Annotated in this window: 14 protein-coding genes; 7 read left to right on the forward strand and 7 right to left on the reverse strand. The window is 66.4% G+C overall.

The features are described from left to right. Positions 1-227 precede the first annotated feature (227 nt). Positions 228-1,415, reverse strand: coding sequence for a bifunctional 2-C-methyl-D-erythritol 4-phosphate cytidylyltransferase/2-C-methyl-D-erythritol 2,4-cyclodiphosphate synthase (locus ACLP25_RS21030; RefSeq protein ID WP_442471096.1), 1,188 nt, complete (start codon positions 1,413-1,415; stop codon positions 228-230). Between the two features lie 125 nt (positions 1,416-1,540). On the opposite strand from ACLP25_RS21030, the gene ACLP25_RS21035 reads away from it, so the two are divergent. From ACLP25_RS21035 to ACLP25_RS21050, 4 genes are all read left to right on the forward strand, one after another. After that, a complete protein-coding gene (locus ACLP25_RS21035; RefSeq protein ID WP_442471097.1) occupies positions 1,541-2,194 on the forward strand; it encodes a glutathione S-transferase family protein in 654 nt (217 codons plus the stop codon). Between the two features lie 13 nt (positions 2,195-2,207). Beyond that, entirely contained in the window at positions 2,208-3,140 is a 933-nt protein-coding gene (locus ACLP25_RS21040) for an ion channel (RefSeq protein ID WP_442471098.1), read from the forward strand. A 136-nt stretch (positions 3,141-3,276) separates the two neighbouring features. Beyond that, the gene (locus ACLP25_RS21045) at positions 3,277-4,884 is read left to right on the forward strand and encodes a carboxyl transferase domain-containing protein (protein WP_442471099.1); all 1,608 of its coding nucleotides are present in this window, start codon (positions 3,277-3,279) and stop codon (positions 4,882-4,884) included. Between the two features lie 26 nt (positions 4,885-4,910). Next, a complete protein-coding gene (locus tag ACLP25_RS21050) occupies positions 4,911-5,813 on the forward strand; it encodes a restriction endonuclease (protein ID WP_442471100.1) in 903 nt (300 codons plus the stop codon). A gap of 94 nt (positions 5,814-5,907) precedes the next feature. Here the strand turns inward: ACLP25_RS21050 and ACLP25_RS21055 are convergent, their stop codons facing one another. From ACLP25_RS21055 to ACLP25_RS21070, 4 genes are all read right to left on the reverse strand, one after another. Next, positions 5,908-6,303 carry a phage holin family protein gene (locus ACLP25_RS21055; RefSeq protein ID WP_442471101.1) on the reverse strand — a complete coding sequence of 132 codons (396 nt, stop codon included), beginning with the start codon at positions 6,301-6,303 and terminating at the stop codon, positions 5,908-5,910. A gap of 6 nt (positions 6,304-6,309) precedes the next feature. Next, positions 6,310-6,618: a hypothetical protein gene (locus tag ACLP25_RS21060; RefSeq protein WP_442471102.1), complete on the reverse strand. Its 309-nt coding sequence runs from the start codon at positions 6,616-6,618 to the stop codon at positions 6,310-6,312. 170 nt (positions 6,619-6,788) lie between these two features. Then, a complete protein-coding gene (locus ACLP25_RS21065; protein WP_442471103.1) occupies positions 6,789-7,319 on the reverse strand; it encodes a DUF992 domain-containing protein in 531 nt (176 codons plus the stop codon). 61 nt (positions 7,320-7,380) lie between these two features. Continuing rightward, complete coding sequence (locus tag ACLP25_RS21070; RefSeq protein WP_442471104.1) at positions 7,381-8,556, reverse strand: patatin-like phospholipase family protein; 1,176 nt, start codon at positions 8,554-8,556, stop codon at positions 7,381-7,383. Positions 8,557-8,765: 209 nt separating this feature from the next. Between ACLP25_RS21070 and ACLP25_RS21075 the strand changes: the two genes are divergently transcribed. Next, positions 8,766-10,727, forward strand: coding sequence for an ATP-binding protein (locus ACLP25_RS21075; RefSeq protein WP_442471105.1), 1,962 nt, complete (start codon positions 8,766-8,768; stop codon positions 10,725-10,727). A 17-nt stretch (positions 10,728-10,744) separates the two neighbouring features. Here the strand turns inward: ACLP25_RS21075 and ACLP25_RS21080 are convergent, their stop codons facing one another. Continuing rightward, positions 10,745-11,473: an SGNH/GDSL hydrolase family protein gene (locus ACLP25_RS21080; RefSeq protein WP_442471106.1), complete on the reverse strand. Its 729-nt coding sequence runs from the start codon at positions 11,471-11,473 to the stop codon at positions 10,745-10,747. Positions 11,474-11,806: 333 nt separating this feature from the next. Here ACLP25_RS21080 and ACLP25_RS21085 point away from each other — a divergent pair, with 333 nt between their 5' ends. Continuing rightward, positions 11,807-12,235, forward strand: a complete 429-nt coding sequence (locus ACLP25_RS21085; protein WP_442471107.1) for an acyltransferase — start codon at positions 11,807-11,809, stop codon at positions 12,233-12,235. Positions 12,236-12,319: 84 nt separating this feature from the next. Then, positions 12,320-12,757 carry a DUF1489 family protein gene (locus tag ACLP25_RS21090; protein WP_442471108.1) on the forward strand — a complete coding sequence of 146 codons (438 nt, stop codon included), beginning with the start codon at positions 12,320-12,322 and terminating at the stop codon, positions 12,755-12,757. A gap of 146 nt (positions 12,758-12,903) precedes the next feature. Here the strand turns inward: ACLP25_RS21090 and ACLP25_RS21095 are convergent, their stop codons facing one another. After that, complete coding sequence (locus ACLP25_RS21095; protein ID WP_442471109.1) at positions 12,904-13,845, reverse strand: L-lactate dehydrogenase; 942 nt, start codon at positions 13,843-13,845, stop codon at positions 12,904-12,906. Positions 13,846-14,302: the final 457 nt, after the last annotated feature.

Genomic DNA, 14,302 nt, shown 5'->3' on the forward strand with positions numbered 1-14,302 from the left:
GGACCCGCCGGGACCTTTCAGGCGGCCGCCCGGATCGTCGCGGGTTTCCGAATGCATGGATGATGTATCAGATTAGAATCATCATGTATCGATTTGATATAATCACATTAGCCTTGGGCCGGCACAGCGCGCGTCGCGGCCCACGCTCGCGAGGAGGGTTGGAAAAGGCGCCGCAAGGCTTTGGAAACGCTCAAAACGGGGCCAAGACGGCGAGGCGGCCGGCAGGGTCAGGGGAGGCGCAGGGTCGCGGTCGCGAGACAGGCCATCCCCTCGCTCCGACCGGTAAATCCGAGCCGCTCGGTCGTGGTCGCCTTGACCGAGACGCGGCCGACGTCGAGGCCGGCGATCTCGGCCATGCGCGCGCGCATCGCCTCCCGGTGCGGGCCGATTTTGGGGGCCTCGCAGATCAGCGTCGCGTCGAGGAGGACGATGAAGCCGCCGCGGGCACGGACCCGCTCCGCCGCGTGGGCGAGGAAGACTTTTGAGGCCGTGCCCTTCCATTGTGGGTCGGACGGCGGAAAATGCGCCCCGATGTCGCCCTCGGCAAGCGCCCCGTAGATCGCGTCGGCGAGCGCGTGCAGCGCGACGTCGGCGTCCGAATGGCCGGCGAGCGCGTGGGTATGGGGGACGCGCACGCCGCAGAGCCAGACATGGTCGCCCGGGGCGAAGGCGTGGACGTCAAAGCCCTGGCCGACGCGGGTCTCGCCGGCCGCGCCCATGATCCGCGCCTCGGCGGCGCCGAGGTCGGGCATGGTCGTCACCTTGAAGTTCAGTGGATCGCCCTCGAACACGAAGGCGGGGGAGCCTGCCCATTCCGCTGCCGCGACGTCGTCGGTGAGGTCGCTCACTCCGGCCGCGGCGGCGCGCCGGTGCGCCTCCAGAATGAGGGAAAAGCGGAAGGCCTGCGGCGTTTGCACAGCCCTCAGCGCCGCGCGCGGCGGGGTGGCGAGCACCATACCGTCCGCATCGACTTGCTTGACCGTGTCGCTGAGTCGCGCGCCCGGGGCCGCCGCGCCGTGCGCCTCGGCCGCCGCCACGGCCCGGGCGACGAGCCCAGGCGAGGGAAAGGGGCGGGCGGCGTCGTGGATCAGCACGAGGTCGGGCGGCGCCGCCGCGAGCGCTTCGAGCCCGGCGCGCACGCTCTCCTGGCGCGTCGCGCCGCCGGACGAGGGCGGCCCGATGTTTGCCCGCGCGTCCGGCGGCAGGCTTCTAAGCGCGGCGTCGTACAGGGGACGGTCGTCGGCATGGATCACGACCGTCGTCGCCGCAAACGGCCGGGCGGCGAGCAGCGCCTCGAGCGTCCAGGCGAGGAGGGGCTTGCCGGCGCAAGGGAGGTACTGCTTCGGCTGGCTCGCGCCGACGCGGGCGCCGCGGCCAGCCGCGACGACGACAAGGGCGACGGACGGAGGGGACAAGGGCTGCGGCTCCGGAAGGGCCAACGCTGTTTGGAGCGCGGCGCCCGCGCCGTCAATCCCGCACCGGCTTGACTCGTCTTTCCCGCGCGCCGATCACTCCTGCTCCATGCCCTCGGAAGTCGTCGATGCCGCTCAAGCTCGTGGTCGCCAACAAGGCTTACTCGTCGTGGTCGCTGAGACCGTGGATTCTGCTCGCCCATTTCAAGATCCCGTTCGAGGAGGTGGTGATTCCGATGGGCGAGCCCGAGACCCGCGAAGCGATGCTGAAATACGCTCCAACGGGAAAATGTCCCTCCCTGCACGACGGCAAGATTGCGGTATGGGAGTCGCTTGCGATCATCGAATATGTCGCCGAGCTCTATCCGGAGAAGGCGATCTGGCCGCGGGGCAAGGCGGCGCGCGCCCACGCCCGCTCGCTCGCCAACGAGATGCACGGCGGCTTTCAGGCGCTCCGGGAGGCGTGCCCGACCAACTTCCGCCGCGCTCCCAAGGCGATTGCGCTGAGCGAGGCCGTCAAGGCCGACATCGCCCGGATCGAGGCCGCGTGGGCGCACGCGCGCGAGACCTTCGGCAGGGCGGGGCCATTCTTGTTCGGGCGCTTCTGCGCGGCCGACGCGATGTTCGCCCCGGTGGTCAACCGTTTCCACGCCTACGCCGTGCCGGTTTCGGCGGCCTCGCGCGCCTATATGGACGCGGTCATGGCGCTCCCGGCGTGGAAAGCCTGGATCGCCCAAGGCGAAGCCGAGCCGTGGCGCATCGAGAAATACGAAGCGGTTTGAGGATGACGGCGCCTTGAGCGAGGCCGGCGGCGAAGGCGTGCGTGAGCCACGGCGGGGCGCCCACCCGCATTCGCGCAGGATCGGCGGGCGCCGGATCATCGCCGAGGGCCTCGAGAGCAACGCCTGGACCGACTTCTACCATAACGCGATGACGGCCTCCTGGCCGATTTTCATCGCGGCGCTGGCGGCGGCCTTCTTTTTGCTGAACGCGGTCTTCGCCCTTATCTACGACCTCGGCGACCGGCCGATCGCCAATGCTCGCGAGGGGCTCGCCGACCTCTTCTTCTTCAGCGTCGAAACGTCGTCCACCGTCGGCTATGGCGATATGCACCCGCAGACCGGCTATGGCCACATCGTCGCGACGATCGAGAATTTCGTCGGCATGATGCTGCTCGCGATGATGACCGGTCTCGTCTTCGCCCGCATCTCACGGCCGCGGGCGCGGATCATCTTCGCCCACAATCCGGTCGTCTGCCCCTACGAAGGCTTGCCGACGCTCATGTTCCGGATGGCCAACGCGCGCAGCAACTTCATCAGCGAAGCGACGGCGAAAACGTGGATGATCGGGCCCCACGTCTCGCGGGAAGGCGGGCGGCTGGTCAGCTTCCAACCGATGCGGCTCGTCAAGTCGGAAAACCCGACGCTGGCGCTGAGCTGGGTCTTGTTTCATCCGATCGAGGCGGACAGTCCGCTTTTCGGCCTGGACAGCGAGGCGCTGATGTCGAGCGAGATCAATTTCGTCGTTAGCATCGTCGGCTTCGACGAAACTTCGGGGCAGACAGTGCATGCGCGCGGCGTTTTCGCTGCCCAGGATGTCCGCTTCGATCAGGAGTATGAGGACATCATCTGGGTCGACGAAGAGGGTCGGCGTCATATCGACTATTCCAAGATCAACGCCACGCGGCCTCTGCCAAGGCCAGTCGAATCTGGAAATTCCGTTGGGTAAAATTATACATTTCGCAACGGAAGGTTATCCAATTTGCAACGGGTCGGGTCCAAGTATGCGCCTCTGGTGACACCGTACACAAGCGGGTTCTCTGGGGACATGGGAGAGTCTCGACGACCCTCGGAAGGCGAGCGGCATGACACGATTGAAAAGCGGGCTGGGCGTCCGAACGAACGAGGACGATTCGAATGTCGCGGGCTGGACGGCTCTGATCGATGAGCTGCAGGTCCGCCGCCGCGCCGCAGCCGAAGGAGGCTCGGTCAAGGCGCGAGAGCGCCATGTCGGCCGGGGCAAGCTCTTGGCCCGCGAGCGCGTCGCGCGCCTTGTCGATCCCAATTCCCCTTTCCTCGAAATCGGCGCGCTCGCGGCGTTCGGAATGTACGAGGGCGACGTCCACGGCGCCGGACTCGTCACGGGGATCGGCCTCATCCATGGCCGCGAAACGATGATCATTGCCAATGACCCGACGATCAAGGGCGGCGCCTATTACCCGATGACGGTCAAGAAGCACCTGCGCGCCCAGGAGATCGCGGCCGAGAACCATCTGTCGTGCGTCTACTTGGTGGATTCGGGCGGCGCCAATCTGCCGCACCAGGCCGAGGTTTTCCCGGATCGCGAGCATTTCGGCCGTATCTTCTTCAATCAGGCGCGCATGTCCGCGGCCGGGATCGCGCAGATCGCCGTTGTGATGGGCTCGTGCACGGCCGGCGGCGCCTATGTGCCGGCGATGTCCGATGAAACGATCATTGTCGAAAAGCAGGGCACGATTTTTCTCGGCGGACCGCCCTTGGTCAAAGCGGCCACGGGCGAGACGGTCAGCGCAGAGGATCTCGGCGGCGGGGATCTGCACACTCGCGTGTCGGGTGTGGCTGACACCCTGGCGCGCGACGACGCGCATGCGCTGGCCCTCGCGCGTCGGGCCGTCGGAAACCTCAATCGCACGCCCAAGCGCGCCGTCGAGTGGTCGAAGCCGGTAGAGCCTCTCTATCCGGCCGACGAACTGTTGCGGATCGCTCCACTCGACCTGCGCCAGCAGGTCGACGCGCACGAGATCATCGCGAGACTCGTCGACGGATCGGAGTTCGACGCCTTCAAGCCGAGATACGGCACGACGTTGGTCGCCGGCTTCGCACGACTTTCGGGCCTTTTGATCGGCATTCTCGCCAACAACGGAGTCCTGTTCTCCGACAGCGCGCTCAAAGGGACGCATTTCATCGAGCTTTGCGCACAGCGCGGCGTGCCGCTGCTGTTTCTGCAAAACATATCCGGCTTCATGGTGGGGCAACGCTACGAAGCCGGCGGCATCGCCAAGGACGGGGCGAAGCTGGTTACCGCCGTCGCGTGCGCCAACGTGCCGAAGATCACGCTCATCTTCGGCGGATCGTTTGGGGCGGGGAACTACGGGATGGCGGGGCGCGCCTACGGGCCACGATTTCTGTTCACGTGGCCGAACGCGCGGATCAGCGTGATGGGCGGAGAGCAGGCGGCAAGCGTTCTCGCGACGCTTCGCCGGGAATCTATCGAAGCGGAGGGGCGGGAATGGACGACGGAGCAGGAGGAAATTTTCAAGGCGCCGATACGCGCGAAATACGAGACGGAGGGGTCGCCTTACTATGCGACAGCCCGGTTGTGGGACGATGGCGTGGTGACGCCGCAGGAGACGAGACGGGTCCTCTCGCTGGCGTTCTCGGCGACGCTGAACGCGCCGGCCGAACCCACGCGGTTCGGCGTGTTTCGCATGTAGTCACCTCCTGGGACAGAATGCCGGGCATGGGCTTGCCGAGCTTTCAGCAGCTCATGCTTCCGATCCTTCAGGCGCTCGAGCGCCGCTACGAGGAGATCGGCGTCGTCGCGCTCGAGGATGAAGTCTTCAAGGCGCTGAAGCTTCCGGTGGAAGAACGTGCGCGAATGCTGCGCAGCGGCAATCAGTCTGTATTCGCCAACCGGATGAACTGGGCTCGCTCATACCTGGCGAAAGCCTGTCTTATCGGGACGCCGCGGCGCGGCTTCTGCCGCGCCTCCGATCGCGGCCGCGCACTGCTCGCCGAAGGAGTCAAAGAGATCGATCTTGGCCTGCTCGAGCGCTATCCGGAGTTCGTCGCATGGCGCGCCCAAAACAAGGCGGAGGGACGCGTCCCCCGCGACACGCCGGAAAACCCGGAGGAGACAATTGCTTCCAACTTCGAACTGCTGAATTCCGACCTTTCGCGCCAGATCGTCGACCGCGTTCATTCCTTCTCGCCCGCCTTTTTCGAGCGGCTGATCATCGATCTGCTGGTCAGGATGGGTTACGGAGGCGGTCGGACAGAGACGGGTCGCACGCTTGGCCGGGTCGGCGACGGCGGCGTCGACGGCGTCATTAATCAGGACGCGCTCGGCCTCGATGTCGTTTACGTGCAGGCCAAGCGGCTCGATCCCGACAAGGGCGTTCCGCTGCGCGAGGTGCGGGATTTCGTCGGCGGTCTCGAAGCCCACCGCGCCACCAAAGGCGTGTTCGTCACCACGTCCTACTTTCCGTCGACCGCGTACGACTTCATCGCCCGCGTCTCGAAGCGGGTCGTGTTGATCGACGGTTCCGCGCTCGCCAGCCTGATGATCAGGCACCAGGTCGGCGTGAGGGTGAAGGACATTTACGAGCTGAAGGGAATTGACGAAGAGTACTTCGTCGAATGACCCGCGCCGGTTGACTCGTCAGTCGACGTGAAGAGGCTTGCGCAGCAGGTCGCGCCGCCAAGGCTTCGCGAAGCGTGGCCTTGGCGCGTTGTTCTTACTTCTTGCCGCCGCGCGCGGAAAGCAGCAGGGCCGCGCCGACGAGGACCCCGGCCAGAATGAGCTGGCGCGGCGCCAGGCCTGGCGCGGACTTCGCCATCAGCGTGACGAACTGCGGGAACATTTCGGTTTTCGGGGGAGGGGGCTTCCGTCGCCCGAACAGGAGCGGAACGAAAGCGATGCCGGCAAGGACGAGGGCGACGACGGCGCAGAGCAGCGCCGCGCTGGCGGGACCATGCTCCGGCTCGAGCCAAAAGAACAAGGCCGCGAACAACCCCGCGACGGTGAAAAGGACGAATATGGCGCCGACCACAGCAAACGCCGCCGGCACGACGACGCGCCGCACCCTGGACGCGACCTGCTCTTGAACGAGGGCGACGATTTCGTTGGTCATCGTCGATCAGCCGCGGGTGATGAGGGCGATCAGAAGGCCCGCAGTAAACGCGATTCCGACAGCGGCGAGGGGGTTCTTACGGATCGACTCGCGCAGGTCGTCTTTGGCCTTGGCGATCTCCGGGCTGTTGGCCAGGCGATCGCGACCCTCCCGGTACAGGGAAGTCGCGGCGTCCGCCGCCTTTGCGCGCAGTTGATCGAGATCCGCTCCGCCGACGAATTCCCGCGCTGCGTCGATCGCCTGGTGGGCCCGCTTCGCAGCCTCTGACCGTCGCTCGTCGGGCGCCGCGCCGTCCGTGTCGTCGTTACTGCTCATTGCCGCCCCTCCGCTGGCCCGACCACCCGACAATTGCCCTAGTTTGATACATTCGACAAGCCGGAATGGTTTTCCTCCGGCAGGCGCGCGAAGCCCGTGCTGCAGAGAGCGCCGCGCGCCCGGTCCAACGAAGATTTCGGTCGGCCGGTCCGAGGCCGATGGCGGCGCGATCAGTTCGCCGGCGGCGGAAGCAGCGTCACGGTGGTCACCCCGCCGGCGATGTTGAGCCCGACCTGTCCTTCAACCGAAACGGGCTGCAGCGAGAAGGCGCGTCCTGTCCCGCCCACCAGCACGTTCGCGCCCAAGCCAGCGCCTGCGCTCGCTTCGGCGCCGACGCCGACGTAAGTTCCCGACAGGGCGCCGCGCGGAACCCCGGTAGCCGGAGCGACGACGCCCCAGATCAATTGCCCCTGGCTGACCTCGCCGAGTGCGACGCCGAATTCGTCGATGCGCCCCAGATACGGCTCCGGCGGCGCGCCATTGGCTGGCGTGAACAGGCAACGCATGGTCTGCTTCTGCATCAGAATCATGCCGACGCCGGCTGACACGTCGCAGACGAGTTGACCCACCTGCGCGGTTTGCGCTGGCGCTTGCGATGCGGCGAGCCCGGTCAACGCCCCCGCGAATAAAACGAATCGTAGTATTTTCTTGTCCCAGACCTCGAAATGCCGGCGCGTGTCGCGCGCCGCGCGCGGGGACATCAGCCGAATTGACGTCCGTCGCAATGGATGGCGCTAACCGGCGTCGATCCGCCTGTGCGCGTCACGCGGGCCGTCGAAGCGCAGGAAGGCCCTGATCGAGCCAGAGTTCGGCGGCGGCGCGGCCGCCGAGTTGGAGGCGCTCGAGAAAGTCCCAGCGCAGGTTGCTCGCGCTCTCTTCGCCGAACCCCTCGAAGTGGTCGTCAGCGGAGATCCGCCCGATGCGGAGCCGGCGAAGCTTGTCCGCCGCCCCGATAATCTTGCCATACTTGAGCGCTTCGAGCTCGCTGCTCAGGGTCGCGTTGAACTGGATCTGCTCGATCCTGGCGGCGATTTCGCTCGTCGTTTTCGGCAGCCGGTCCGACATGTTCGGGGTCACTTGCACAATCAGGATATGGGTCGAGTCCGATGCGCGCACCAGCGGAATGAGTGGAGGATTGGCCGCGTAACCGCCGTCCCAGTACGGCTCGCCATCCAGTTCGATCGCATGATGCAGAAGCGGCAGGCAGGCGGACGCCAGGACTGCGTCGACCGTCAGCTCCTCGTTGGTCAGGATGCGGAGACTTCCGTCGAGAACGCGCGTCGCGCCGAGCAGGAGCTTGATCTTGGACTGTTCCCGTACCCGATCGAAGTCCACTTCCGCTTCCAGCGCTTCGCGCAGCGGGTTCACGTTGAAGGGGTTGAACTGGTAGGGGGACATCACCCGCATGATCAGTTCGAGGCCTGCGGCGACAGGCGACGACGCCGACGGCGCCAGGGCGGCGGCCTGGCTGACCCGCCGCCAGAACCGCGAGAGCTTCGCCCTCGCGCCCTCCCGCCCGCCGTCGATCATGCCGGAAGCGAGGAGGACGGCGTTGACCGCGCCGGCGCTCGAACCGCTCACCGCGTCGAAATCGATGTCAGGTTCTTCCAGCAGGCGGTCGAGGACTCCCCAGGTGAACGCGCCGAATGAGCCGCCGCCCTGGAGCGCGAGCGAGAGGTTTTCCGGAGGCCAGGGCGCGGGGCGCCGGGCAGGATGGAGCCTCGCCGGCGTCCACGGACTGTCTGCGAGCGAAGCGGCGGCGTCGATCGTTCCAGCCTCCGGAGGCATGCGCCGTTCGGCGGCGGTCTTCGTCGCGACCGGCGAAACTTCCGCGGCCAGCGGCGGCGCAACCGGCGGAGGCTCGGGCGCCGACGTGTCCGGCGAAAGCGCGCCGAAAGCACGGCGGAGAGTGACGAGCGCCTTGTTCACGAGGCTCATGGGCAGCGAGGATCCTTCGTCGGCGGGCGATCCTCCGCTGCTCGTGGCGACAGCCATTTGACCACGCGGCCGACCGAAGCCCGATGCGGCCACCCACGGCGAGCACAGATCCCCTATGGAGCCTTTGCGGCGGGATCATGAACCCTGGACCGAGCGCCTCTCGCCATCCCGACACGCCTTGGATAGACAGGGACATTCGGGAGGCCCCCATGTTCGCAAACGTCCTGATCGCCAACCGCGGCGAGATCGCTTGCCGAATCATCCACACGGCGCGTCGGTTGGGGATCAAGCCGGTCGCGCTTCATACCCCGGCGGACAGGGGGGCCATGTTCACGCGGCTCGCCGATGAGGCTCATGAAATCGGCGAAGGGGCGAGCGGTTACCTCGACGGGGCTGCGATCGTGGACTTGGCGCGTCGGGTTGGCGCGGAATGTCTCCATCCGGGCTACGGTTTCCTGTCGGAGAATGCGGAGTTCGCCGAGTCTTGCGGGTTGGCGGGCGTCGTCTTTGTCGGTCCGCCGCCGGCGGCGATGCGCGCGATGGGGCTCAAGAATTCAGCCAAGGCGCTGATGCAAAAGGCCGGGGTTCCGGTGGTGCCCGGCTACCACGGCGACAACCAGACCCCGAAGTTCCTGCGCGAAAAAGCCTATGAGATCGGCTATCCGGTCCTGATCAAGGCGATCGCCGGCGGGGGCGGGCGCGGCATGCGGCGGGTCGACGCGCATGTCGATTTCGAAGCGGCGCTGGAAAGCGCGAGCCGCGAGGCGCAGTCGGCTTTCGGAGATGGACGGGTCCTGATCGAGAAGTACGTCGCCTCGCCGCGTCACATCGAGATGCAGGTGTTCGCCGACCGGCATGGAGACTGCGTCCATCTCTTCGAGCGCGATTGCTCGCTGCAACGGCGCCACCAGAAGGTGATCGAGGAATGCCCGTCGCCGGGTCTCCCGGAGGAGACGCGCGCGGCCATGGCGAAGGCGGCCACTGGTGCGGCGCTTGCTGCAGGGTACGAGGGCGCTGGCACGGTCGAGTTTATCGCCGACGCCTCGCGCGGCCTGGGGCCGAACGACTTCTTCTTCCTGGAGATGAACACGCGGCTGCAGGTCGAGCACCCGGTGACGGAGGCGGTGACGGGCCTCGATCTCGTCGAATGGCAGTTCCGCGTCGCCGCCGGAGAGCCCCTGCCGCTCCGGCAGGAGGCGATCGCATGCCGTGGGGCGGCGATCGAAGCGCGCATCTACGCCGAGGATCCGGAGCACAATTTCCTGCCCTCTCCCGGACGAATTCTGGCGATGAGCCTCGGCGGGGAGCCGGAGCGGGCGGGCGTGCGGGTCGACACGGGCGTCGCCGCCGGCGACAGCGTGACCCCCTACTACGACCCGATGATCGCCAAGCTGATCGTCCATGCCCCGAGCCGGGATGAGGCGCTCGCAGCGCTCAGTCGGGAGCTCGACCGCGCGATCGTCATCGGGCCGAAGACCAATCTGCGCTTCTTGCGCGTGCTGATGCAGAGCCCCGAGATTGCGGCGGGCGCGTTCGACACCGGCTTCATCGACGCCCGTCTCGTCGCGCTCGGCGCGGCGCCGCTTCCGCCGAGCCCGCGCGCGGTGCTCGCGGCGGCGCGCGTACTCATGGATCGCCGCGACGCCGCGCGGCGCTTGCCGGCCTCGCCTTACGATCCCTGGGGGATCGCCGACGCGTTCGAACTGACCGGCGCGAGGCGGGTCGGTCTCGACGTGCTGGTCGACGGCAAGCCCGAACGTCTGCATGTCATGGAGGAAGGGGATCATGCGCTCGAGCCTGCAGGACGGCGCGGGTCCGCGCCCGACGACCGTGCGCCTACCCTGCTCGAGACCCCGGACGGCGTCTTCGCCTTCCTCGGTGGCCGGCAGGCCTACGTCGCATTGATCGATCCGCTGGAGCGCTCGGCGGGGGGACCGGAGGAGGGCGACGGAGGCGTGCGGGCGCCGATGAACGGCCGGGTTGCAGCCCTGTTCGTCGAAGAAGGGGACACGGTCGAGGCCGGCCAGCGGCTCGCGGTGGTCGAGGCGATGAAGATGGAGCACGCCCTGAACGCGCCTTTCGCAGGGGTGATTCGCGATCTCGTCTCGAACGTGGGCGATCAGGTTGAGATGGGCGAGCGGATCATGAAGGTCGAGGCGCCCGCCGAGTGACAGGCCGCGCGCGTCGATCAATCCGCCAAGGCTCGGCAAAGCTCCTGCTCCACCCTTTGGTAGCCGGCGGCGTTCAAGTGCAGCGTATCCGCACGGTACGCTTCAGGGGTTCGACGGTCGCCACTGTCAAGCGCCGCGGCGAAATCAGCGAGACCGACTCCCGATTTCGCGCTGAATTCTCGGATCCTGCGATTGACGTCGGCGACGGCGTCCCTGACGGACTCCCGCCACACAGGCAGACGCAGCAAGTCCGGGCGCGATGGGGGCGCGATCGTCGCCAGGATGACGCGCACGCCCCGACCGGCCCCGCGGCGCGTTAGATCGACCAACGTCTCGAACGTCCTGTCCACGGTCGCCCGACGGGCGGCGGGATCGAGGAACTCGGCGGCGACGAGATCGTTGACGCCCGCCCAGAGAACCACGACATCCGGAGACAGGGCCAGGGCGTCCCTGTCGAAACGTTGTGCGATCTGAGCCGTCGTTTCACCGCCGACGCCTCGGTTAATGAATTGCCATCGGTCGTCCACTTTCCCTGTCGGCAAGCGCCCGAAGCTCGAGTCGCCAATCAGGACCACCCGGAGACGGTCGCGTTTGGAAGGAAGATGGCTATTGTCTTCGGCGAATGCGATCGCCGGTGGGCCGCTCAGAGCGGCGATTTTGTTCTTGATCCATGCGTTCCGAGCGACGAGCCCGGCGACGGCGACAGTTGCGACAACCACTATCGCGATGGCGCCCGAAATCGTCATCACGCGCATCGGTTTTCTGCGCCTCGTTGTCGCGTGGCGGAGGGCGACCTGCGCCGCCTCCGTTGGAGCGCGAGAGCCGCAAGGACTCCATTCCACAAGCCAGCGCGCTTGCGTTATACTGGGGTTGAGCTTCGCTTGACTTGATAAACGGGGCAATGCATACATCACGGTGCGTTGCGACACAAGCGATCTGTGTTTTGTGAGGCGAAATATGACCTTCCGAGCAACGAATAGAGACGATCGTTGACGTCAGCTAAAAAACCGAAGAATCAGCGAAGTTTCGCCCGTCGGACATTCCTGAAGGCGCGGGAGTTCGTCCTCAAGGCTAACGTCGTGTTCTATCGCCGGGTGCTCGGAATGGACATTGGTGACAATGTCCGGATTTCCTTGCGCGCGCGGATGGATTTCACCAATCCGCGCGGCATTCATATTGGCGAAGGCACCTATGTCGCGTTCGATTCGATAATCTTTGCGGACGACATGTCTCGTCTCCTGCACACAGACACCTATATCGGGAAGAACTGTTTCGTGGGCGCCAAGGCGATCGTGATGCCGGGTGTCCGGGTCGGCGACTATTGCATTGTCGGAAGCGGCGCCGTGGTCACGAAGGATGTCCCTTCGGGCTCGATCGTAGCGGGCAATCCGGCAAAGGTCATTCGGTCGGGAATTCGGACCGTCAAGTTCGGCATACTGGAAGATATTTATACCAGCCGCGTTGAAGCGGAGCTGGCGGCGATGCGGGAATCCCAAACCGTCGATTGAGGCTAGCCATTCGTGTCGATGCCCGGGATAACGACGGACGCCGCCGGGCATCCGACGGCTCTCGCCGCATGCCGAGGGATGGGGATGACGCTTCACCTGATCAAACTCTGCGTCGGAGCGGACTCGCTTGAAGACCTTCGCGAGTGGATGAGCGCGCGGATGAAGGCGGCCGCCGCGCGCGGCGCGACGCGCCGCCACGCGCATGTCACGCGCATGGTCCCGAGGCGCGCGCAAGAACTGACGGGCGGCGGGTCGCTCTACTGGGTCATTAAGGGCCATATCGCCGCGCGCCAACGAATTGTCGCGGTCGAGCCGTTCATGGATTCGGACGGGATCGGGCGCTGCAAGCTGTGGCTCGACGGCGACGTCGTCGCGGTCGCGCCCCGGCCGATGCGGGCGTTCCAGGGCTGGCGCTACTACGAACCGAAGGACGCGCCGCCGGATCTCGACGAATCCCAGCCGGGCCTCGCCGAGATGCCCGAGGCGCTGCGCCGCGAACTGGCAGCGCTGGGGCTTCTCTAAGGCGAGATGGGAAATCGATCGAACCCGATTCCCTCACTCCGGCCTGCTCCCGCAAAGGCATCGAATTCCGCCCATTTGTCGACGGGCTATGCGGAAGAGGGAGCGCGACCGCGCGCAAAATCTCGGCGGCGGGGGCGCCGGCGATTCTAGAGGCGCAGCCCTTCTGCGGCCTCCTTCAAGATCTCGGCGCTCCGCTTCAGCGCGGCGCGTTCCCCATCGTCGAGACGCGGCATGAAGGTCGCCATCACTCCGGCGGCCCCAAGCACGCGGGGCAGGGACAGCGCCACTTCGTTCACGCCGTGGAACTCGGCCATCGACATGGAGCAGGTGATCAGCGCCCGCTCGTCGCCGCGAATAACCTGAGCGATCCGGGCGAGGCCGCCAGCGACGCCGAACCACGTCGCTCCCTTGCCCTTGATGATGTCATAGGCGGCGCGGCGCACCGCGGCGTCGATGCGGCTGCGGTCGGCCTCCGTCAGGTCCCGCCCCATCTGGCGGGCGGCCTCCGCCACCGGCATGTCGCCAGCCACGGCCCCTGACCAGTGCAACACCTCGCTGTCGCCATGTTCGCCGAGCACGCGGGCGTCGATGTATGAAGGGCTGATCCCGAGATGCGCAGCGAGAATCGTGCGGAACCGCGCCGAGTCGAGGATCGTCCCGGACCCGATCACGCGCCGCGGCGGGACGCCCAGTCGGCCGGCGAGGACGGTCACGATCTGGGTCATGACGTCGACCGGATTTGACGCCACGAGGATGATCGTGTCCGGCGCCGCCGCTAGCACCGAGGGAACGATTTTGGCGAAGATTGTGGCATTGCGCGACAACAGATCCAGCCGGCTCTCCCCAGGTCTCTGGGCGGACCCGGCGGCGATGACGACAATTCCTGCGCTGTCGAGATCGGAAGCCTCCCCAGCGCGGACGCGGACCGGATAAGCCCAGGGCGTGGCGTCCAGAATGTCGTGCGCCTGGGCGACCGCCAGGTCCGTGTTGGTGTCGACGAGCACAATCTCCGACCCGACGCCGCGCATCATCATGGCGTAGGCGGCGGTGGCCCCGACATGCCCGGCTCCGACAACCCCGATCTTCATGCGATTGCTCCTCTGTTCGAGAGCGGGATGGTCCCGCGGCGATGAGCGAACGGACTGCGCGCGACGCCGCGCCTCGGGCTCAGGGCTTCGTGCGAGCGGGTCACGATGCGAAACAGATTGAACTCAAGCGGCGCCGCCCCCCAATCTTGCATAACGGCGGTCGGGTCAGACCCTGTGCGTCGTTCGCGCGAAGCGCCCTAACCTCGACGCCAAGCGAAGGGACAAGACGTTCCAAGCCGAACGCGGCTTAGGGCTTGCAGGATCTCGCTTTGTGGCTCCAGCCTCGCTTCCGACCACGCCGGGACTAAAGAATAGGCTCAAATAGCGTTGAATCGGCATAGCCGCTCTGATCCGGCGGTCAACACCGCTTTCCGGTGGTGCCATCGCATTCTTAGGTCGTCTACCTCCGCGGGCCACGCCCGACAGGCCCGTTGCTCCATGAAAACCTCCATCAGAA

Source organism: Roseiarcus sp., from assembly GCF_052145395.1.
Lineage (GTDB): Bacteria > Pseudomonadota > Alphaproteobacteria > Rhizobiales > Beijerinckiaceae > Roseiarcus.

Coding starts and splice junctions, on each gene's coding strand:
- ACLP25_RS21070 (WP_442471104.1), bottom strand. CDS start 8,556: ATGAGCCTCGTGAACAAGGCGCTCGTCACTCTCCGCCGTGCTTTCGGC.
- ACLP25_RS21050 (WP_442471100.1), top strand. CDS start 4,911: ATGGGCTTGCCGAGCTTTCAGCAGCTCATGCTTCCGATCCTTCAGGCG.
- ACLP25_RS21080 (WP_442471106.1), bottom strand. CDS start 11,473: ATGACGATTTCGGGCGCCATCGCGATAGTGGTTGTCGCAACTGTCGCC.
- ACLP25_RS21090 (WP_442471108.1), top strand. CDS start 12,320: ATGACGCTTCACCTGATCAAACTCTGCGTCGGAGCGGACTCGCTTGAA.
- ACLP25_RS21045 (WP_442471099.1), top strand. CDS start 3,277: ATGACACGATTGAAAAGCGGGCTGGGCGTCCGAACGAACGAGGACGAT.
- ACLP25_RS21035 (WP_442471097.1), top strand. CDS start 1,541: ATGCCGCTCAAGCTCGTGGTCGCCAACAAGGCTTACTCGTCGTGGTCG.
- ACLP25_RS21065 (WP_442471103.1), bottom strand. CDS start 7,319: ATGTCCCCGCGCGCGGCGCGCGACACGCGCCGGCATTTCGAGGTCTGG.
- ACLP25_RS21095 (WP_442471109.1), bottom strand. CDS start 13,845: ATGAAGATCGGGGTTGTCGGAGCCGGGCATGTCGGGGCCACCGCCGCC.
- ACLP25_RS21075 (WP_442471105.1), top strand. CDS start 8,766: ATGTTCGCAAACGTCCTGATCGCCAACCGCGGCGAGATCGCTTGCCGA.
- ACLP25_RS21060 (WP_442471102.1), bottom strand. CDS start 6,618: ATGAGCAGTAACGACGACACGGACGGCGCGGCGCCCGACGAGCGACGG.
- ACLP25_RS21055 (WP_442471101.1), bottom strand. CDS start 6,303: ATGACCAACGAAATCGTCGCCCTCGTTCAAGAGCAGGTCGCGTCCAGG.